General features: G+C 24.8%; 18 protein-coding genes, 5 pseudogenes and 1 other annotated feature. Of the genes and pseudogenes, 11 read left to right on the top strand and 12 right to left on the bottom strand.

Annotated elements, in window-relative coordinates; genetic code table 4:
* Positions 1 to 91: 91 nt before the first annotated feature.
* A complete protein-coding gene (locus ACXUB0_RS09800; protein ID WP_458258816.1) occupies positions 92 to 1306 on the top strand; it encodes an IS256 family transposase in 1215 nt (404 codons plus the stop codon).
* Between the two features lie 3 nt (positions 1307 to 1309).
* Here the strand turns inward: ACXUB0_RS09800 and ACXUB0_RS09795 are convergent.
* From ACXUB0_RS09795 to rplU, 5 genes and pseudogenes are all read right to left on the bottom strand, one after another.
* Positions 1310 to 1612, bottom strand: a pseudogene (locus ACXUB0_RS09795) (transposase); the annotation flags it as partial.
* Between the two features lie 365 nt (positions 1613 to 1977).
* Complete coding sequence (gene coaBC, locus ACXUB0_RS09790) at positions 1978 to 3150, bottom strand: bifunctional phosphopantothenoylcysteine decarboxylase/phosphopantothenate--cysteine ligase CoaBC (protein ID WP_338987545.1); 1173 nt, start codon at positions 3148 to 3150, stop codon at positions 1978 to 1980.
* Positions 3151 to 3252: 102 nt separating this feature from the next.
* The gene (rpmA, locus tag ACXUB0_RS09785) at positions 3253 to 3540 is read right to left on the bottom strand and encodes a 50S ribosomal protein L27 (RefSeq protein ID WP_174481212.1); all 288 of its coding nucleotides are present in this window, start codon (positions 3538 to 3540) and stop codon (positions 3253 to 3255) included.
* Between the two features lie 2 nt (positions 3541 to 3542).
* Positions 3543 to 3854, bottom strand: a complete 312-nt coding sequence (locus tag ACXUB0_RS09780; protein WP_338987544.1) for a ribosomal-processing cysteine protease Prp — start codon at positions 3852 to 3854, stop codon at positions 3543 to 3545.
* A 334-nt stretch (positions 3855 to 4188) separates the two neighbouring features.
* Positions 4189 to 4479 (bottom strand): annotated as a pseudogene (rplU, locus tag ACXUB0_RS09775) (50S ribosomal protein L21); the annotation flags it as partial.
* An 11-nt stretch (positions 4480 to 4490) separates the two neighbouring features.
* Positions 4491 to 4563, bottom strand: a sequence feature (ribosomal protein L21 leader region).
* Positions 4564 to 4949: 386 nt separating this feature from the next.
* Between rplU and ACXUB0_RS09770 the strand changes: the two are divergent.
* Positions 4950 to 5366, top strand: coding sequence for a hypothetical protein (locus ACXUB0_RS09770; RefSeq protein WP_458258527.1), 417 nt, complete (start codon positions 4950 to 4952; stop codon positions 5364 to 5366).
* Between the two features lie 263 nt (positions 5367 to 5629).
* Here the strand turns inward: ACXUB0_RS09770 and ACXUB0_RS09765 are convergent.
* A protein-coding gene (locus ACXUB0_RS09765) for an IS3 family transposase (RefSeq protein ID WP_458257454.1) occupies positions 5630 to 6750 on the bottom strand; the annotation gives its coding sequence in 2 pieces (ribosomal slippage) (positions 5630 to 6474 and positions 6474 to 6750; 1122 coding nt in all).
* Positions 6751 to 7051: 301 nt separating this feature from the next.
* Here ACXUB0_RS09765 and ACXUB0_RS09760 point away from each other — a divergent pair.
* From ACXUB0_RS09760 to ACXUB0_RS09750, 3 genes are all read left to right on the top strand, one after another.
* Positions 7052 to 7276 (top strand): hypothetical protein, encoded by a 225-nt coding sequence (locus ACXUB0_RS09760; RefSeq protein ID WP_458258526.1) that lies wholly within the window; start codon positions 7052 to 7054, stop codon positions 7274 to 7276.
* 171 nt (positions 7277 to 7447) lie between these two features.
* Positions 7448 to 7621 (top strand): hypothetical protein, encoded by a 174-nt coding sequence (locus tag ACXUB0_RS09755; RefSeq protein WP_458258525.1) that lies wholly within the window; start codon positions 7448 to 7450, stop codon positions 7619 to 7621.
* A 1651-nt stretch (positions 7622 to 9272) separates the two neighbouring features.
* The gene (locus ACXUB0_RS09750) at positions 9273 to 9476 is read left to right on the top strand and encodes a hypothetical protein (RefSeq protein ID WP_458258524.1); all 204 of its coding nucleotides are present in this window, start codon (positions 9273 to 9275) and stop codon (positions 9474 to 9476) included.
* A 107-nt stretch (positions 9477 to 9583) separates the two neighbouring features.
* Here the strand turns inward: ACXUB0_RS09750 and ACXUB0_RS09745 are convergent, their stop codons facing one another.
* Together ACXUB0_RS09745 and ACXUB0_RS09740 are read right to left on the bottom strand one after the other, a co-directional pair.
* Entirely contained in the window at positions 9584 to 10039 is a 456-nt protein-coding gene (locus ACXUB0_RS09745) for a DxFTY motif-containing membrane protein (RefSeq protein ID WP_458258523.1), read from the bottom strand.
* Between the two features lie 208 nt (positions 10040 to 10247).
* Positions 10248 to 10388: pseudogene (locus ACXUB0_RS09740) on the bottom strand (IS256 family transposase); the annotation flags it as partial.
* A gap of 12 nt (positions 10389 to 10400) precedes the next feature.
* On the opposite strand from ACXUB0_RS09740, the pseudogene ACXUB0_RS09735 reads away from it, so the two are divergent.
* Positions 10401 to 10763, top strand: a pseudogene (locus ACXUB0_RS09735) (IS3 family transposase); the annotation flags it as partial.
* A gap of 23 nt (positions 10764 to 10786) precedes the next feature.
* Here the strand turns inward: ACXUB0_RS09735 and ACXUB0_RS09730 are convergent.
* From ACXUB0_RS09730 to ACXUB0_RS09720, 3 genes and pseudogenes are all read right to left on the bottom strand, one after another.
* A pseudogene (locus ACXUB0_RS09730) lies at positions 10787 to 10981 on the bottom strand (transposase); the annotation flags it as partial.
* Positions 10982 to 11391: 410 nt separating this feature from the next.
* A complete protein-coding gene (locus ACXUB0_RS09725; protein ID WP_458258522.1) occupies positions 11392 to 11850 on the bottom strand; it encodes a hypothetical protein in 459 nt (152 codons plus the stop codon).
* Between the two features lie 225 nt (positions 11851 to 12075).
* Positions 12076 to 13644: a hypothetical protein gene (locus ACXUB0_RS09720; protein ID WP_458258521.1), complete on the bottom strand. Its 1569-nt coding sequence runs from the start codon at positions 13642 to 13644 to the stop codon at positions 12076 to 12078.
* A gap of 327 nt (positions 13645 to 13971) precedes the next feature.
* On the opposite strand from ACXUB0_RS09720, the gene ACXUB0_RS09715 reads away from it, so the two are divergent.
* The 5 genes from ACXUB0_RS09715 to dnaJ all read left to right on the top strand — a co-directional run bounded on the left by ACXUB0_RS09715 (position 13972) and on the right by dnaJ (position 20877).
* Positions 13972 to 16113 (top strand): ATP-dependent Clp protease ATP-binding subunit, encoded by a 2142-nt coding sequence (locus ACXUB0_RS09715; protein ID WP_458258520.1) that lies wholly within the window; start codon positions 13972 to 13974, stop codon positions 16111 to 16113.
* Between the two features lie 83 nt (positions 16114 to 16196).
* Positions 16197 to 17210: a heat-inducible transcriptional repressor HrcA gene (gene hrcA / locus ACXUB0_RS09710; RefSeq protein WP_252320996.1), complete on the top strand. Its 1014-nt coding sequence runs from the start codon at positions 16197 to 16199 to the stop codon at positions 17208 to 17210.
* 15 nt (positions 17211 to 17225) lie between these two features.
* Positions 17226 to 17870, top strand: coding sequence for a nucleotide exchange factor GrpE (locus ACXUB0_RS09705; protein ID WP_338957498.1), 645 nt, complete (start codon positions 17226 to 17228; stop codon positions 17868 to 17870).
* Positions 17871 to 17884: 14 nt separating this feature from the next.
* Positions 17885 to 19732 carry a molecular chaperone DnaK gene (gene dnaK, locus ACXUB0_RS09700; RefSeq protein ID WP_174481222.1) on the top strand — a complete coding sequence of 616 codons (1848 nt, stop codon included), beginning with the start codon at positions 17885 to 17887 and terminating at the stop codon, positions 19730 to 19732.
* A gap of 20 nt (positions 19733 to 19752) precedes the next feature.
* The gene (gene dnaJ, locus ACXUB0_RS09695; protein WP_458258519.1) at positions 19753 to 20877 is read left to right on the top strand and encodes a molecular chaperone DnaJ; all 1125 of its coding nucleotides are present in this window, start codon (positions 19753 to 19755) and stop codon (positions 20875 to 20877) included.
* Between the two features lie 34 nt (positions 20878 to 20911).
* Here the strand turns inward: dnaJ and ACXUB0_RS09690 are convergent, their stop codons facing one another.
* Positions 20912 to 21766, bottom strand: coding sequence for a DUF1295 domain-containing protein (locus ACXUB0_RS09690; protein ID WP_458258518.1), 855 nt, complete (start codon positions 21764 to 21766; stop codon positions 20912 to 20914).
* Between the last annotated feature and the right edge of the window lie 221 nt (positions 21767 to 21987).

Below are 21987 nucleotides of genomic sequence, written 5' to 3'. Positions count from 1 at the left end.
ATTTTTTTGTTAAAAAGATTTTATCATTTGACAACTTATCGATTAAAAATTTATTTTTCAACTATAAAATAACATTTATGATATTAATTTAATCAAAAATAAGTTAAAAAAGATCCTAAACAGGTTCTTAGAAAATACTGAAGATTTAACAACAGTTTTTAAAGAGGGAGGTTTGTATAAAGAATTAACAAAAAGATTAGTAGAAAAAATGTTGAATTCTGAGATGCAAAATTATTTAGGATATGATAAGAATCAACATAGTAATAGTGACAATGCTCGTAATGGTATAAGTTCAAAAAAATTAATAACTCAACAAGGTAAAATTGAGATTGATGTACCACGAGATCGCAATAGTAATTTTAATCCTGTAATAATTGCAAAAAGACAAAGAAGATTTGATGGTTTTGATCAACAAGTTCTTTCTTTATATGCAAAAGGTATGACATTATCAGATATTAGAATGCAATTACAAGAGTTATATCATGGTGCTGATATTAGTGAAAGTGTTATTAGTCAAATTACTGATGATGTTATTGATGATGTAAAAGCATGGCAAAATCGACCATTAGATAGTATTTATCCGATTGTTTATTTTTATTGCATAGTAGTTAAAATACGACAAGATAAACGCATTATTAACAAATCTGTGTATATAGCTTTAGGAGTTGATTTAGAAGGTAAAAAAGATGTTTTAGGCTTATGAATTAGTGAAAATGAAGGTTCTAAATTTTGATTAGCCAATTTCACAGAAATGAAAAATCGAGGCTTAAATGATATTCTTATTGCTTGTAGTGATAATTTAACAGGAATGTCAGAAGCAATACAATCAGTTTATCCTAAAACAGAACATCAATTATGCATCGTTCATCAAATTAGAAATAGTTTGAAATATGTCTCATATAAGCATAGAAAATCTCTAGTTGCAGATTTAAAACCAATTTATACTGCATGTAGTGAAGAACAAGCAATGCAGGCTTTAGAAACATTTGAAAATAAGTGAAATAAACAATATCCTCAAATTGCTAAATCTTGATATAAAAATTGAGAAAATTTGATAGTTTTTATTAGTTATCCAACAGAAATTAAAAGAGTAATTTATACCACAAATGCTATTGAATCTGTTAATAGTCAATTACGAAAAGTTATCAGAAATAAAAAAGTTTTTCCTAATGATATGGAAGAATTGAAAATATTTTATTTAGCAATTGAAAATATAACAAAAAAATGAACAATGCCCATTCAAAATTGAAATACAGCAATTGCTCATTTTATGATAAAATTTGAAGATAGAATTAATCTTAACTAGTACTTTGTAAAACAAAGATACACAGATTTCTAAAAAGCCTCCAACTATTACAGGATTAAAATTACTATTGCGATCTCGTGGTACATCAATCTCAATTTTACCTTGTTGAGTTATTAATTTTTTTGAACTTATACCATTACGAGCATTGTCACTATTACTATGTTGATTCTTATCATATCCTAAATAATTTTGCATCTCAGAATTCAACATTTTTTCTACTAATCTTTTTGTTAATTCTTTATACAAACCTCCCTCTTTAAAAACTGTTGTTAAATCTTCAGTATTTTCTAAGAACCTGTTTGGAATCTTTTAAACATAATTAAACTAAAAAAGGGAATAATTATTTCTAACCTGACAGTTAATTAACATTTTATTTTCTTTGTCATTTTTTTGTTAAAAAGATTTTATCATTTGACAACTTATCGATTAAAAATTTATTTTTCAACTATAAAATAACATTTATGATATTAATTTAATCAAAAATAAGTTAAAAAAGATCCTAAACAGGTTCTAATAATAAATCTACTGCTTTTGATATTGGATCATTATTATTAATATTTTGCTTTTTAGCCATTTGTAACTCACTCTTTCTAGGTTTATTATAGAACTAATTAAACATAGTTATTTTTGTAAGTTACACAGATTACTAAACATTACCCTATTTTTATTTATTAATAATTTAAAATATTCTTACTTATAATATCAACTATCTGTTTAGCAACTTCCACTTTTGAACCAATCAAATTATAATTATTATTTTTAAAATAAAAATTAATTTCTGTTTCATTTTTACCCATAACACTAATATTATTAATACAAATACCATCACAATTTTTAATTTTCATTTTTTCGATACCAAGATTTTTATCATTAAATTCTTGAGCAGCAAAACCAATTAAAACTTGTTGTGTTTTCTGCTTACCTAAAAATGCCAATACATCAATATTAGCAATCAGTGATAAAGATAAATTTTCATTTTTATTTTTAATTATTTTATTAGGAATATATTTACTTACTTTATAATCATTTAAAGCAGCAGCACATATTACAATATCAGCATTATCAAAGTTTTCTTTCATTGCTAAGAACATTTTTTCATTAGTATTTGCTTCAATAATAGTTAGGTTTTTTTGTGATTTAATTTCAAAATCACAATCACCTGCAACTAATACTACTTTAGCCTTAGTTTTAAGAAAAGCATCTACTAATGCTTTACCCATTTTTCCTGAAGAATTATTAGTAATATAACGAATTGGATCAATATAAGTTCTAGTACGACCAATATTAATTAAAATTTTTTTATTAGATAAATCAATACTTTTTTTAAAAAAATCTTTAATTATTGTTAATGCATTATTTGGACTTTTAACCCGTCCATCACCAATCATCTTACAGGCTAACATTCCTGAATCTGGAGGAATAATAGTAATATTTTCAAAATTAGATAATTCTAATAAATTTTTTTGAAAACTTTGATTGTGATACATATTATGATTCATTGCTGGAAATAATATCTTTTCTGCTTTGGAAGCTAAAAATACTGATAATGCTAAACTATCAGCAATTGCTAAATTTGCTTTACTAATAAAACTCATAGTAGCAGGATAAACAACAATTAAATTTGTTTTAATTGCTAAATTAGTGTGAGTAATTAAATCTCCTTTAACATACGATTCTTGTTCAAACATTTCAGAATAATAAGAAAATGTTTTATCTTCTAGAAAATGTAAAGAACTTTTAGTACAAATAATATCAACTAAAAATTCTTTTTTTAATTGTTTTAATAAAATTAAGGCTTTGTTTGCTGCAATACTACCAGTAATTATTAAAGTAATATGTTTCATTATTTTCTCCTATCATATCATTAAACATAAAATAAACAAACAAAACCTATCTTCAAAATATGATAGCATTGAAAATAGGTTTTTATTATTAAAAATTTATTTTTACTTTTTATCAAGTATAACTGAAACTCGTGTTTTATTTTTTTTAAAAATAGTATACTTAACAATTCCTGATTTTAAAGCAAATAAGGTATCATCACCACCACGCCCTACATTTTCACCAGGGTGAATTTTAGTTCCACGTTGACGATAAATAATTGTTCCCTCTTTTAAACTTTGTCCATCACCAATTTTAGCACCTAAACGTTTAGAATGTGAATCACGACCATTACGAGTTGAACCTACTCCTTTTTTTGAAGCAAATAATTGTAAATTTAATTTATAAAACATAATTACACCTCCTTTATGTTAATATATTTTGGATATTGTTCTTTAATAGTTTTTAATTGTCAAAGCATTGTTTTTAAAATGATTTGACTATTATTAGTGAAACTAGCAACTTTAAGTTTAACTAATCCAGCAGTATTATTAATTACTTGAACTTGATCATTATCAAGTTCATGAAGTGCATTTAATGTACCAATAACAATGGCTGAAATCCCCGCACAAACAATATCATTTCCAATTTTTGAAAAATTAGCATGACCAGTAATTATAACTTCTACAATGTTACTATTTTGGTAATTATAAGTAACTTTAACCATAATTTGATATTACCTTAAATTATTTTTTATTATTTTCATCATCTTCTTTAACAACTTTAACAGTCATATTTTTATGATCAAAAATAGTTTTTAAATTACCTTCACTAACAACAGTTTTAATGTTATCTGGTTCTGTAATATTATCCTTAACAACTGATTTAGTTTTAACAACTTTTTCTTTTGTAAGTTCTTTTTTTACTTTACTAACTACTGATTTTGGCTCTTTAATAATAGGAGTTACTACTTTAGAAATTACTTCTTTTTTTACTTCATCTTTAATTACTTGTTTTGATTGTTCTGCCTTCTTATCAACAAGACTTTTACCAGCAAGTAAAATATCAGTAATTAATACCTTTGTATATGGCTGACGGTGTCCATACATTGTTTTTGAATTTTTCTTAGGTTTATATTTAAACACTCGAATCTTTTTTGATTTATCTTGTTTAATAATCTCACCATGAACTTCAGCACCTTTTAGGAAAGGTTTACCGAATTGTTGATCAATCATCAATATTTTGTCAAAAATAATCTTATCTTTAGCTTTGCCAACAAGTTTTTCAACAAAAATTTCTTGACCATAGGAAACATTAATTTGTTTTCCTCCTGTTTGAATAACTACAAACATTTTTCTTATTACCTCCAGTTTAGACTCGCCTTATAGGTGAAATAAATCACTTGTTAACCTAAAGTAGAGCGGTTGAAACTGCATAAACAGTCTTAAATATTATAAAGTATTTTTTATTAAAAGCAATACAAAATTTAGTAATTATACACATAATTTAAATATAAAAATTACTAAAAAAAGAAAAATAAAAAAATATATCTTTAATACTTAATATTTAATATAACTATAATTATATCTACACTAAATTATGTAATTAATATTTTTTTATAATTATTATTAAAATTATGATATTATTTTTCTAAACTTAATATAAGTTTTAAACTCATTACTTATTCAAAAGTAAATGAGTTTTTTTTATTTTTAGAAAGGAAGATTAAAAGAAATGGCTAAAGATAAAAATATCGTTAATGAAACAATTGATTATTTACCATTGATTGGTGCTGGATTAGGTGCTGGATTAGGAGCAATTGATGGTCTTTCATGAACAAATTCCACTACCTGTTACCGACATTGCAATTGGTGCTGTATCCGGAGGAATAACAGGTTATCAAATTAAAAAATCCATAAAACATAAAGATAAAAATAAAACCAAAGTTGGAACATCATTAATTTGTGGTGCTGGTGTATTAAATGCAATATTAAATCCAGAAGCATCATTAATGAATACATTAGAAGCAACTGCTGGTGGTATTATAATTGCTAAAGGTGGCAAATATATTGTTGATAAAGGTAGTAATTATGTAAAATCTAGACCAGAATATCAAATATTGAAACAAGGATATAAAATCAAGAAAAAAGTAAATAAGATTCAAGATTTTTCTTCAATAAAAAAAGAAGCAAATTCACTAAATTCACAAAAAAATCTTCAACAAATCAATATAAATTAAAACTAATGTAAACTAATCAATAGTAAATTAAAACATTAAAAAATTATTTAGGAATGAAAATATAATTGATATTCAATTTAACTCATTCCTTTTTAAGTATTGAAATTAAAACAGAAAGGAAATATAATAACACTTTGGAGTGGTGAAAAATGAAAAGAAAATTAAGTTACAAAAAAATGCTAGCAACAGTTGGTGCATTAACTGTTGTATTACCAATGTCTTTAAGTATTGCATCATGTGTGGAATGGCAACACTTTTTAGGACTATTTTTTGGTAGACACTTGTTCTTGATATTTGATAGGAGTTAAGTAGTTTAAAGTGCTGTGGATTCTTATGTTGTTGTATCAATTGATATAATCAAATAATTCTAATTTTAATTGGATTAATGATGTAAAATTTTTATCATTAATAAATTCAGTTTTGAAAGTTTTAAAAGTTGCTTCAGCAACAGCATTATCATAAGGACAACCTTTTTTGCTTAAAGATCGAGTAATATTGAATGCTAATAAAAGATTATTAATAATTTTATTGTTAAATTCATTACCTCGATCACTATGAAATATTTGGATATCTTTTAAACAACGATTTGATTGCATAAATGCTTGATATACTAGTAATGCATCTTTTTTAACTCCAACACTATGTCCAATAATTTCTCGGTTAAATAGGTCTATTAATAGGCAAATATAGTTTCATTTACCATTAACTTGAACGTAAGTTAAATCACTAACAATAACTTCATTTTTAACCCTATTATTAAAGTTTCTATTAACAAGATTGGTTATTTGACTATTATTGACTTTATTATGATGATTTTTGAATGATAATTTAGTGTATTTTGATATTAAATTATGCTTATTCATAATTTCTTTAATTTTTCTGCGTGATAAATAAATTTCTTGGTTTTCTAAAATTTTTTTTAATCTTCTAGTACCATAAACTTCTTTATTTTCTTTAAAAGCGCTAATAACAGCTTCATCATACATATTATTTTTGATTTTATTTTCTTTTTTCTTTAAGTTAAAATAATATGTTGATTTAGATATTTTCAAAAAACGACACATTGTGCGAATTTTATATTTAACTTTATTTTTAGCAATAATTTCTACTTTCTGCCTATTATTAGTGCTGCTTGCTTTAAAATATCATTTTCCATTCTTAATTGTTTTAATTCTTTTCTTAATTTAATTAATTCATTTTCTTCAACAGAACGATTATCTTTAGTTTTAAAACTACCTGAATTAGTAAATTGCTTAATTCAATTATAAGTAGCTGCTCTTGTAACATTGTACTCTTTAGCAAGACAAGACACTGACTTACCGCTTTGATATAAAGCTACTATTTGTTTTTTAAATTCATCTGAATATGAGTTAATATTAGCCATAATTATACTTCCTTTCTTTTCACTAATTTGTTCACTTGTATACGTAATTAGTGTCCAATAAAGTGTAACCCATCCAGATTTATTTTCATTAAATAAAATTATAAATGAAAAAAATGAAGAAATTAATAATAATGATTTTAAAAAAATAGGACTTATTAATGCAAAAATTAATTATAATTATGGAAAAATTAAAAATCAATTTGTTGATTTAAAAATCAGTGTAAAATATTCAGATAAACAAATTGTTGATGCTATTAGTGAAACAAAATATACAAAAAAAGTTAATTTTCAAAGTTCAGTAATGGAATTAAATGATTCAATTAATGTTGAATTTATTAAAAATTCATTAATTTCTGAAATTAAAAATTCTTTTAAAAATAATTTATTTTCATTAAACAAAATTACTAATAATAAAGAAATTGATTTAAAAGATGAAGACTTCACAGTTAGTGGTGTCAATATCGAGTGAAAATTTCCCAAAAATATTTATCAAAAATTAAATTATTTTGGAAAGTTACACTGTTAAATAAACACAAATTCTAAATAACCCCTAGTTCCTTGTTTTCATATAGGAACTTTTTTATTTACAAACCAATTTTTAATGAATATAATAAATATGAATTAAAAATAGTTTTAGAAACCTAATTGTTTAAAAATAAAACAATTAGGTTTCTAATTTTGAAAGGATTTTTAATATATGGATAAACAATTACAAGAAAGTCAAAATCAAATTTCTAAGTTAAGTAATGAATTTAGAAGTTTGGAGAAAAAGCTAGATAATGAAAAAAGAAAAGAAAAAGAAATAAATAAAAAAATATCTTGTTTAAGAACCTGTTTAGGATCTTTTTTAACTTATTTTTGATTAAATTAATATCATAAATGTTATTTTATAGTTGAAAAATAAATTTTTAATCGATAAGTTGTCAAATGATAAAATCTTTTTAACAAAAAAATGACAAAGAAAATAAAATGTTAATTAACTGTCAGGTTAGAAATAATTATTCCCTTTTTTAGTTTAATTATGTTTAAAAGATTCCAAACAGGTTCTAACAAATCAAGATATTAACAATAAAAATGAATTAAAAATAAGAAATGAAATAAGAAAATATGAAAATGAACATAGAATTATTTCTCAAAAAGTAAATTATTTTGAAATTAAATTTAATTCAATAAAAGAAGAATTAAAAAAAATATCAAATTTAAAAATGGAAATTTATAACAAAAATTTAGAAAAGTTAAAAATAAAAAAGTTTGATGAAGTTGAAATTAATAGCTTTGAAAATAAAAATTATAAGGGTTTTAAAATAAACTCACTAAAATTATAAAAAAGATATTGCAATTGCAATATCTTTATATATTTAAAATTAATTTTAAGGCACCAAATTTGCTCATATTCAAAAGATTTAAAAAATTATATGTTTATAGTATTCAAAAAATAAACAGCCCTTTTTAGGGCTGTTTTAAATCGAATTATTATTAATTATAAGTTATATAAATAACTTCACTTTTGGGAAATTATTACTCGATAACTAATAGGAAATTTTTACTAAATAATGACACTTCACAGTTAGTGGTTCTATTGATGCAAAAATTAATTATAATTATGATTTATTTAAAAATTTAACTACTAATCTAACAATTATCATAGGTGAAGGTCAAATTTCTAATAAATATGAATTAAATGATGGAAAAATAAATAAATTTCTTCAAATCTCAGAACCTGTTTAGGATCTTTTTTAACTTATTTTTGATTAAATTAATATCATAAATGTTATTTTATAGTTGAAAAATAAATTTTTAATCGATAAGTTGTCAAATGATAAAATCTTTTTAACAAAAAATGACAAAGAAAATAAAATGTTAATTAACTGTCAGGTTAGAAATAATTATTACCTTTTTTAGTTTAATTATGTTTAAAAGATTCCAAACAGGTTCTCAGATAGTATAATATTTGCTGCAACAGAGAACGGAAATATTTGAGAGATTGATTTTACTAATAATACAAAAATCAATAAATATCAATTAAATGAAGAACGTATAAATAGTTTAATTAAAGCATCAAATGGTAAAGTAATGCTGGTACAATAACAAATACAATTTGAGAAATTGATTTAGAAACTGAAACTGCAGAAAAGAAATTCACTGGATTTGGTGATAAGTATGATTCTAAAACTTTAATTGAAGGTTCAAAAGATAAGTTATATGTTGGTACTGGTATTGGTAATGTTTATGAATTAGATATTAATACTGGTAATACTAAAAAATATCGTTTTGACGATTGAGGTGATGTAAATACCCTAGTTAAAATTACAGAAAATAAAATATATGCTGGCACTAGTGAAGGAAAATTATGAGAAATTGATTTAGAAACTAAAACCCATAAATTAAAATATGATTTTAAAAATAAAAGTAATATTATTTTTGATATTAAAGCACTATCTGATACTGAATTAATATTAGCAACAGAAGACAAAATTTATCAGTACGATTTAATCAAAAATGAAATAACAGAAAAAATTAATTTGAAAGATGGTAAAATTTTTTCTTTATCAATAGAAGATTTAAATAACAAAATATATGCTACTACTGATAATAATAATGTTTATGAACTTGATTTAAGCTTTAGTCAAGTAAAAAACAAATATGAATTAAATGCTTCAGTATATTCATCATTAATAGTTGATAAAAACTATTTGCTGGAACAATTACAAATGTATGAGAATTAGATATTGAATAATTTTTATACAGTAATAAAAAACATATATTTAAAAAGGTGCGTAACATATATTACGCGCCTTTTTTTCGTTTTATTTTTTTAGATTTATATCACTTATTATAACTTAATATATGATTTTTTTGTTTTTTTTCTTAATACTAATAATAAAATAATACTCGTTAAAAAAATACCAATAACAGCACCAGCGATTGAAATAATAAAACGTATTAAAATTTGTTGAGGAGTTAAAAAGTATCCTGACAAATAAAATAATGATAAAACAAAAGCAAATGGAATACTATATGTAAATTGATCTAATTGATGTAATTTTAACTTATATGTAATAAAGGTTATAATAAAAGTAAATATGATTAAACTTAAACTAGAAAGTACCATTATTCAAAAAGGTAATTTAAAAGTAAAAGTAAAATCAGTACTAGTAGTAAAAAAAAGAATAATCCCTGGAATTAATACTTGTATTATTAAATAGCCAACACTTATCAAAAACTTAGTTCTTGGAAATGTATTTTCACTATTATTTTCAAAATTAACTTCTTGGTTTTTATTTTCCATACTTATCCTCTTCTATAATATAATTCTTTACAATTTTAACATGCTTTTATCAATAATTAAATAAGATTTATATTTATTAAATAACACTTATTTTAATACAAAAATTTAAAATAAAAGTAAAAATAGTTTTCCACAATTTAATGAAATTAAAAATTACCTATCCTATAGAGGCTTTTTAGAAATCTGTGTATCTTTGTTTTACAAAGTACTAGTTAAGATTAATTCTATCTTCAAATTTTATCATAAAATGAGCAATTGCTGTATTTCAATTTTGAATGGGCATTGTTCATTTTTTTGTTATATTTTCAATTGCTAAATAAAATATTTTCAATTCTTCCATATCATTAGGTGTAGTACTAAAAAAGATGCATCATTAGTATATCAAGCATTTATGCAATCAAATCGCTGTTTAAAAAATATCCAAATATTTCATAGCGATCGCGGTAATGAATTTAACAATAAAATTATTAATAATCTTTTATTAGCATTCAATATTACTCGATCTTTAAGAAAAAAAGGTTGTCCTTATGATAATGCTGTTGCTGAAGCAACTTTTAAAACTTTCAAAACTGAATTTATTAATTATAAAAATTTTACATCATTAATCCAATTAAAATTAGAATTATTTGATTATATCAATTGATACAACAACATAAGAATCCACAGCACTTTAAACTACTTAACTCCTATCAAATATCAAGAACAAGTGTCTACCAAAAAATAGTCCTAAAAAGTGTTGCCATTCCATATTAATTTTTTTGAACTTATACCATTACGAGCATTGTCACTATTACTATGTTGATTCTTATCATATCCTAAATAATTTTGCATCTCAGAATTCAACATTTTTTCTACTAATCTTTTTGTTAATTCTTTATACAAACCTCCCTCTTTAAAAATTGTTGTTAAATCTTCAGTATTTTCTAAGAACCTGTTTGGAATCTTTTAAACATAATTAAACTAAAAAAGGGAATAATTATTTCTAACCTGACAGTTAATTAACATTTTATTTTCTTTGTCATTTTTTTGTTAAAAAGATTTTATCATTTGACAACTTATCGATTAAAAATTTATTTTTCAACTATAAAATAACATTTATGATATTAATTTAATCAAAAATAAGTTAAAAAAGATCCTAAACAGGTTCTAATAATAAATCTACTGCTTTTGATATTGGATCATTATTATTAATATTTTGCTTTTTAGCCATCTGTAATTCACTCTTTCTAGGTTTATTATAGAATTAATTAAACATAGTTATTTTTGTAAGTTACACAGATTACTAAACATTACCATCCTATAAATTAATTGATTTTTTTGATTTAGTTTTTGTTTTATTTTGTAAATCTGTATTAAAATTTATTGCGTGTTTTTGTGCTTCTTCTAAATCTTGTTTTTGTACTTTTTTCTTTTCATGCTGCTACTTTTCCTTTTATAATAGCTACATGACTACCTTTAACAACTGCATAAGTAACACCACCAGCAACAGCAGCTCCTGCAACAATAATACCGGCAGGTGGAGATACAAAAAAAGTTGTAACCAAAACACCAGCAGCACCAATAATAGTACCTCTAACAGCACCTTCAGGAATCCCTTCATAAGCCGCCTTAACAAATCCTTTAGTAGACGCACAAATAATTTTTAACGTTTTTGCTGTTGTTGAATGCTTTGTTTTAAATTTTTTTCAGTATTTGTATTTTTTCTTAGTCATTTCTGGATGATAATTACTATCAACTAATATAAAATTAGTTTCATCTTTTTGTCTTTCATCTAAATCTGCAATTGCCTTTTCTACTTCTAATCAAGTCATTATTAACTTCTCCTTTTTTAAAAAAAAATAAAAAAAACTCATTTACTTTTGAATAAGTAATGAGTTTAAAACTTATATTAAGTTTTAAAAAAATAATATCATATTTTCTATATTTAGTATAGAAAATTTAATTATTTTTATCAATATTACATAAATTTTTATACTATCTATATGATTAAAATTTAGTAAACTATATCTATAATGATTAGACTTACCCCAAACTGCTTACTTTTTAATTTTCTTTCTTCTTAATATTGCTATAACTACTGGAATAGCAATAATAACTAATAAAAAAGTACTACCAATAATTATAATATTTCAATTATTAATTAAAGTTGTTGTTTTTGGTTTTATTTCTGGTAAGGCAAAAGGGTTATTTTTATTTTTTTCATCATGTTTAACATTAGCATATAAATGAGTAATTAAATCGTGCTCATAAAACAATAATCAATAACGTAATTGACCTGGATTTAGTACATCAATTGCACAGTCTATATTAGTGGTTTCTTGTAAATACTGATTAAAATCAATACCAGATTGACTATTAGCAAAATTAGTAAAACCAGAAAACTTACTTGATAAAGGATTAATATTATAAATATTTAAATATTGTCTTGAAGAACTATCAACTTTATCATTTACTATTCTTTGTAATAAATAAATAGTATGATCTTCAGATTGATATGTTTTTAATGGTTGATTTGAAATAGGTGTTATCTTTTCTTCTTGTGGAACAAGATTATCATCAACACGCTGATATATTCATTTATCTTCACTAACATTAGCAGTAATAACAGCTTCTGATTTAATTTGACTAAAAGCAATCATTTGTAAATTACTATTTTTTTCTTCATTAATAAAATATTGATGAATTAATGAAGATTTATCTTCTTTTTCATTAATAACTTGAATGTCTGGCATAGAACTATTAATAGTAAGTGTTTCTTGTCTTAAAACGGTACTACCATCACTATCATTTCATTTAACATTATATATAGTGGGTTTATTTTTACTATAATCTTGGTTTAAAATAGCATAGTCAAAAGTTTTATTACTATTAGTTTTAACAATTTTTTTTATTTCTCTGTTTTCATTATTAATAGAAATTTCTAATCCTGATTTTTTAAAAGGAGGATGCACATAAAAAACAAATATTTCATTACTAAAACTATCCTTAGTATTTGCAAATGGTCCAATTGGAAATATTTTAGCACGCGTTTCAAAATTAGATTTTTGAAAATTAGTACTTGGTTGTAAATTATATGGAACTTCCATTAAAGTATTAATGTCACTTGCTTCATATATTGTTGCAAAAAGTCCTGCATCAATACTTTCTTTAATTGTTTGATGATATTGTAAAATTAAATTATTACTTTTTTCATTAAAAGTATGACCAAAAGCACCCGCAGTAAGAAAACCTTGTGCATTTTTAAAATAACTACTATTATCATTAATAATACTTTTTAATTGACTATAACCTTGATCATTAATAATATCATTGGTTTCAATATTACTATGTGTTCAATCATTATTAATAATTTGATCATAACTATCAAAATTAACATTTAATGGTGTACTTTTAACATTATTATATAAATATTGTGAATCATTATTTCAAGATTTAATACTATTAACTAAGTTACGATTTGATGACTTAACAGTAATATGAAAGCCGCTAACTTTACTATTACTAGTTTGATGATTTTTATTATTAAAACTAATACTTAATACTGAGGTTACTAATAAACTGCTAGCACTAAGTAATAAAATTAATTTTTGTTTAAATTGTTTCATAATATTTCCTTATAAATTTAATATTTAAAAGTTATTAAATTACTATTTTTTATTTTTATCTAGCAATTATGTAATTAGTATATCAATTCTTTTAAAAATATGATATATATTATTTACACGAGAAATATATATTTAAGATCTAAAATACCTACAAGTTCTATCACAAATATTAATATTATATTAAGTTTCTTTAATTGAAAATACTTATCCCTAAGTCAATTAAATATAAAATTAGCAGTTACTACTTGAAACTGCTAATTTTATTTGTTAGTATATTAATATGATTAGCAATCAAGTAATTATAGTACTAAAAAGAGGAGTGACATTATGCAATTAAATGAAATCCCTAACTATAGTAATGATCCTAAAATTCTTGATAAATTTGCTCGTAATCTAATTGTACAAGCTAAAACAGGAAAAATGGATCCTATTATTGGACGTGATGAAGATATTCGTAAAGTAGAAGAAATACTCTCACGAAAAACTAAAAACAACCCCGTCTTAATCGGTTTACCTGGTATTGGTAAGACTGCTATTATTGAAGGTTTAGCCCAACGTATTGTTCGTGGTGATGTTCCCAGTAACTTAAAAGATAAAATTATTTATGAACTAGATATGGGAGCACTAATTGCTGGCGCTAAATTCCAAGGTGAGTTTGAAGAACGATTAAAAGCGGTTATTAACCAAATTAAAAATTCTAATGGAAAAATTATTTTATTTATTGATGAACTACATTTAATTGTTGGTGCTGGTAGAACACAAGGTTCAATGGATGCTTCTAATTTACTAAAACCAATGTTAGCACGCGGTGAACTACGTTGTATTGGTGCCACAACACTTGACGAATATCGTCAATACATTGAAAAAGATGCAGCCCTTGAACGAAGATTTCGTAAGATGATTATTAAAGAACCAACAACAGAAGATACAACTGCTATCTTACGTGGTTTAAAAGAACGTTTTGAAGCTTATCATGGTGTCAAAATTCATGATAGTGCATTAAGAGAAGCTGTTTACCTATCTAATAAATATATTAATGATCGTTACTTACCTGATAAAGCAATTGACTTAATTGATGAAGCTTGTGCTAGTATTAAAACTGAAATTGCTTCGGTTCCTAGTGATTTAGATGATATAAGAAGAAAAGTCTTACAATTAAAAATTGAACAAGCAGCCTTAAGCAAAGAAAAAGATGAAAACTCGCAAACAAGACTAATTGAAGTCGATAAACAATTAAAAACTAAAAAAAATACTTTACAACAATTAGAAGATAAATGAATCAAAGAAAAGTCAGCATTAGACCATATTACTAGTTTAAAAAATAAATTAGAAAATGCTAAATCAGAATTAGAATTGTATCAATTATCAGGTAATTTTACAAAAGCTGGTGAACTACAATATAGTATTATTCCCAACTTAGAAAAAGAACTTAAAGATAGTGAAAATATAAAAAAAGATAATCCTTTACTACGCGAAGATGTTACTAGTGAAGATATTGCAAAAGTTGTTGCAAAATGAACTGGCATTCCTGTTACTCGTTTATTAGCAACCGAAAAAGAAAAATTATTAAAATTACCCTTAACTTTAAATACGAGAATTAAAGGTCAAAGTAATGCCCTACAGTTGGTAAGTGATGCTTTAATTAGAGCTCGTGCTGGCATTAAAGATCCCAATCGCCCAATTGGTTCATTTATTTTCTTGGGTCCAACCGGTGTTGGAAAAACTGAAGTTGCTAGAACCTTAGCTGATATTTTATTTGATAGCGAAAAAAATATGGTTCGTATTGATATGTCAGAATTTATGGAAAAACACGCAGTTAGCAAATTACTAGGTTCACCTCCTGGCTATGTTGGTTATGAAAACGGTGGACAATTAACCGAAAAAGTAAGAAGAAATCCTTATAGTATCATTCTTTTTGATGAAATCGAAAAAGCCCATCCTGAAGTATTAAATATTTTATTACAAATTCTTGATGAAGGTAGAATTACAGACAGTCATGGTCTCTTAATTGACTTTAAAAACACAATAATTATTATGACTTCAAATCTTGGTTCACAAGAACTATTAAGTGGTAAAGATAACAGCAAAGAGCAAGCATTAAATATCTTAAAAAAATCATTTCGACCAGAATTTATTAATCGAATTGATGAAATTGTTATCTTCAATCCATTAAGTAAAAAAGTTATAACAGAAATTATTATTAAAGAATTAGATACTTTATTATTGCGATTAAGACAAGAAAAAAATTTACAATTATCTTATGAATCAGAAGTAGTTAATAAAATACTAAAAGATGCTTATGATGAAGAATATGGCGCACGACCGATTAAACGCTATATTCAACACTATATTGAAACTATTATCGCACAAGCTATTATTAAAGAAGAACTAATACCCCACAAATGAATGGTAATTACTATCAATAAAGACAATATGTTTATTCTCAGTAAAAAAATAAAATTCAATTAAGTCTTGATATTATTACACTCTCAGTTATAATTATATAAGTATTGGCATTCAATTTTAATGAATGCTAAAAAAGGTGGTGAACAATGTTAAGTAACAGACAATCACAAATTTTAAAAATCATTGTTGAAAAATATATTAAAACAGGATTACCAATTGGTAGCAAAACTATTTTAGAAAATAATAACAATATTAATTTTTCTAGTGCTACTATTCGTAATGAATGTGTTGAATTAGAAACATTAGGATTATTAGAAAAAGCACATAGCTCTAGTGGTCGTATTCCTTCAACAAAAGGTTATCGCTATTATGTTGATAATTTAATGAATATGGGTGAACATCAAGAACTAGAAATCTTGAAGAAAAAAATAGCAGAAGTATTTAATAACCGTAACTTAGTAATTACCGAAGTATTAAATAAAACTAGTAGTATTTTAAGTGAAATGACTAATTTGATTAGTATTGTTACTGGTCCTAATATTAATGAAGATACTTTAAAAAAAATTGAATTAATACCGATTAGTAATGATAATGCTTTAACAATTTGTATTACTAGTAATGGTCATGTTCAAAACAAAATGTTTAATATTCAAGAAACATCATTAACCGATTTATCAATTGCCATTGATATTTTTAACACCAGATTAATTGGTACTAAAATTAGTGAAATTAGTGAGAAAGTAAATTTATTAAAACCAATCCTTGAACAACAAGTACAAAAATCAGAATATATTATTCAAGGATTTGTTAACACTTTAATTAATTTCTCACGACCACTATCAACAACACACGGTGTTCAATATATGTTAGAAAATCCTGAATTTAATGATATTAATAAGGTTAAAACAATTATTAAATTCATTGAATCACAATCACCATGAATGTATTTTGATGAATTAAATAATAATCAACTACAAATTAAAATTGGTGAAGAACTGGGTAATGAAAATAACGATATGGCAATGATTACTACTACTTTTAAAGTTCATGATGGTGAACAAGGACAAATTGCAATTGTTGGACCTAAACGTTTAGAATATGAAAAACTAACTGAAATTCTAAATTGGATTAATCAAACATTGATTAAAAACTTTAAATAGAAATGAGATGATAAAATGACAAAAGCTAAAAAAGATAACATTGATAAAGTATCAGCAACAGAAACTAAAGATACAACTATTTCAACTCCTGTTACTGAAACACCAGTAAGTGTCGAAGAAGAAAAAATATCATTAAATAAAGAAATCGAATTAGAAACAAAAATTAAAGAATTAACAACAGAACTTAATAAAATTAATTCACAACAAAAGCAATTAATGCTAGCTACTAGATTAAATACCATTAAAGAATTAGAAATTCAAAATAAAGAACACATTAAATATGCTAACCAAAAAATTATTAAAGATTTAGTTCATACTTTATTAAATTTCCAACGAGCACTAAACTTTAAAACTGATAATGCAGCTGTTCAAAATTTCCTAGTTGGTTTTAAATTTATCTATGAAGAATTAATTAAAGCACTTGGTAAAGAAGGTTTAAAAGAAATTACTGCTAAAGTTGGAGATCAATTTAATTCTCACCAACATGAGGCAGTAGAAATTATTAATGATAATACAAACAATGCTTATCAAAATGTAAAAAATAATACTATTGTTGAAGTTATAGCTAATGGTTATGAATTGCATAATCGTGTCATTAGCACCACTAAAGTTAAAGTTTTTCAAACTAAAGAAGAAAAAACAGAAACAAAGAAAAATTAAGGAGTGAAAATATTATGTCTACAAATAAAACAACAAATAAAGAAATCATTTTAGGAATCGATCTAGGAACAACTAATTCATGTGTTGCCGTAATGGAAGGTGATAAGCCAAAAGTTATTGAAAATGCCGAAGGCGGAAGAACAACACCATCAGTTGTTGCTTACAAAGATGGTCAAATTATGGTTGGTGAAGTTGCTAAACGTCAAGCTATTACTGATCCAGATAATACTGTTAGTTCAATTAAAAGAATTATGGGAACTAAAGAAACAGTTAAAGCCGCTACTAAAACACGTAAACCAGAAGAAGTATCTGCAGAAATTTTACGCACTATTAAAACTTTTGCTGAATCAAAATTAGGTAAAAAAATATCAAAAGCAGTTATTACTGTTCCTGCTTACTTTAACAATGAACAACGTGAAGCTACTAAAAATGCAGGAATTATTGCAGGATTAAAAGTAGAAAGAATTATTAACGAACCAACTGCTGCTGCCATCGCTTATGGTTTAGACAAACAAGATAAAGATCACAAAATTTTAGTATTTGACTTAGGTGGTGGAACATTTGACGTTTCAGTTCTAGAATTAGCAGGTGGAACATTTGAAGTATTATCAACTAGTGGTGATAACAAACTTGGTGGTGACGACTTTGATGCCTTAATTGTTCAACATTTAGTTAGTGAATTCAAAAAAAGTAATGGTGTTGACTTATCAAAAGATAAAATGGCAATGCAACGTTTAAAAGATGCTGCTGAAAAAGCAAAAAAAGACTTATCAGGAGTAGTACAAGCTGATATTTCATTACCATTTATTTCAATGAATGCCTCAGGTCCATTACATTTAAATGAAAAATTAACACGTGCCAAATTTAATGAACTAACAAAATCACTAGTTGAAAGAACTATTGCTCCTGTTCGTGATGCTTTAAAAGAAGCTAAATTAAGCAAAAATGAAATTGATGAAGTTATTTTAGTTGGTGGTTCAACAAGAATCCCAGCTGTGCAAGAAGTTATTAAAAACGAAATTGGTAAAGAACCACATCGTGGTGTTAACCCTGATGAAGTAGTAGCTTTGGGTGCTGCTATTCAAGGAGGAGTATTATCGGGTGATGTTACTGACGTTTTACTATTAGATGTAACTCCTTTATCATTAGGTATTGAAACTTTAGGAGGAGTAATGACGCCATTAATCTCTCGTAATACTACTGTTCCTACTAAAAAGTCACAAGTTTTTTCAACTGCTGAAGACAATCAACCCGCTGTTGATATTAGTGTTTTACAAGGAGAACGTCCACTAGCTAAAGATAATCATTCACTGGGTCGTTTCCAATTAAGTGGTATCGAACCAGCACCAAGAGGTGTTCCACAAATTGAAGTTACTTTTGATATCGATGTTAATGGTATTGTATCTGTTAGTGCTAAAGATCTAAAAACTAATAAAGAACAAAAAATTACTATTAGCAATAGTGGTACTTTAAGTAAAGACGAAATTGAAAAAATGGTACAAGATGCTGAAAAGAATCGTGAAAACGATGAAAAACATAAAGAAGAAATTGAATTATCTAATCAAGCACAAGCCTATATTTATGATATTGATAAAATGACTGCTGAAGTTACTAAATCAGCAAAAGAAGGCGAAGCAGAAAATCCACAAATTGCTGAAATGAAAAAACTACGTGATGACTTACAAAAATCACTAGATGAAAAAAAATATGATGATTTAAAAGAAAAACTAGAACAATTAAAACAAGCATTTGCTGCTGCACAACAATTTATGAACCAACAAAAACAAGAACCAACAGATCATATTAAAAAAGATGATAATAAAAGTGATGATGTTATTGATGTTGACGCAACAACTAAATAAAATAATTAGAGGTGGACAAAATGGCAAGTAAAAAACGTGATTATTATGAAATTCTAGGAGTTTCGCGTAATGCTACTCCAGATGAAATTAAGAAAGCGTTTCGTACGCTTGCAAAAAAATATCATCCCGATTCACCAAGTGGTGGTGATGAAGCTCGATTTAAAGAAATAAGTGAAGCTTATCAAGTTTTATCTGATACTAATGAAAGAGCAAAATATGATCAATTTGGTCATGATATGCCCGGAGTTGGTAGTTCTTCTGGCTTCGGTGGCTTTGGTGGTTTCGGTGACTTTAGTTCGGCATTTGGTGACTTATTTGGTGACTTATTTGGTGGTAATAGAAGACAACAACAACAACGCTATAATGGTAAAACACCAGGTGATAATATCCTAACAAAAGTTGAAATTAGTTATCGTGATGTATTCTTTGGCAAAAAAATGACCATTAGTATTAACATTGATGTTGCTTGTAAGGATTGTAAAGAAACTGGTGCTAGAACTCCTAATGATATTAGTACATGTGATAAATGTAAAGGTAAAGGAGTTCTTGAATATGTTCAACAATCACCATTAGGTATGTTTAGACATCAAGGTGTTTGCAACCAATGTCAAGGACTTGGTAAAATTATTCGTCAAAAATGTTTAAAATGCAAAGGACATCGCTATTATATTGAAAATCAAAAATTAGAATTTGATATTCCTCGCAGTATTTTTGATGGTCAACAAATTAGAATTAAAGGTAAAGGTAAAATTGGTCATAATGGTGGCACTCAAGGCGATTTATTTGTTGGTATTAATATTAAGCGACATGCTTTCTTAGATCGTCAAGGTAGTGATATGTATATTAAATTACCAGTATCTTACTTAGATATTATTTTGGGAAATATTATTATGATTCCTACCTTTGAAGGAATAATTAAACATAAATTACCATTAGGACTACAATACGGTGACAAAATTACTTTAAAAAATCAGGGATTCTATTACCCTAATAGTAGTAAACGTGGTGATTTACATGTTATTCTTGATATACAAATGCCTAATAAAGTTACTAAAACAGAGCAAGAAAAATTATGAAATATTAATAACGAAACTAAATTTGATCCAAATGAAGATTTTGTTAATAGTGCAATAAAAAGAATTTAATAAATTAATATATAAAAAATAAGAACATATGTTCTTATTTTTTATATATTAATTTTTTCACTTTATTAATTGGACCTTTTTTACCAATATAACACATTACACAACTAGTTTCATTTAAATATTTGTAATAATCTTCATTAGAGTGGAACCTTTGTCATTGTTTTACTTCTCATATTGGTATGTAGGTAATATTAATTACTACAACATTAAAATACAACGGACTTAATAATCATAATAAATGAAATAAATAATTTATATCACTATTAATATTTTTAAATAATAAATCACAAATAAACAATGTTGTCATCATATATCAAAACCCAATTTCTGCTAAATAATTAGGGTGACGACAATCTTTTCATAAACCATAATTAATAAAAAATAAATCATGTTTTTTCTTTAAGGAAAATCTAAACTTTTGTCAATCTGCAATTGTCTCAATAACTAAAAATAAAATAGCGAGTATAATAAAAATAAGTAAGTAATTATTAAATGTACTATTAAAATAACCAATATCAAGACTTAATGCAAAAACCGTAGGAATACTAATCATAAAAACTGAAATTCCTTGTAAAATTGAAAAAATACTAAATTTTCAAAAATTAATAATAATTTTATCAAAACGATGTTCAACCTTATGTTTAATAATTTTTAATAATAAAAAACTACCTAATCTTAGAGCTCAAATATTATAAAGAACAAACAACGAAATTTGGACAGGACTAAAATTTTGCTTTCACGCAACGATGATCACACTTAAATAAATAAAACTTAAACAATAAATAATATCAGTTAAAATAGCAGTTTTAAAAATAAAAGCTATCATAAAGAAAATAAAATTAATAGTTAATGATATTAAAAATATTCAAAGTATAATATAAAAATCCATAATAAATACCTCTCTAAATTATATTAAATATATTTCAATTATAACAACTAATGAAATAAGTTTAATAACTTAGATTTAAATTTTAATTTTGTACAAAAATATATTTAAATTATATATTTTAAATATATAATTCAATTATAAACTTACATAATATAAGTTTATAATTAACTTTAGTTTTAAAGTAATTGAATTTTTAATTTTAAAATAAAGGGGAATTAAAA

The sequence above is a fragment of the Spiroplasma endosymbiont of Dactylopius coccus genome, assembly GCF_977110965.1.
The sequence above is the reverse complement of the archived record's forward strand: the minus strand, read 5'-3'. Positions and strand labels throughout refer to the sequence as shown.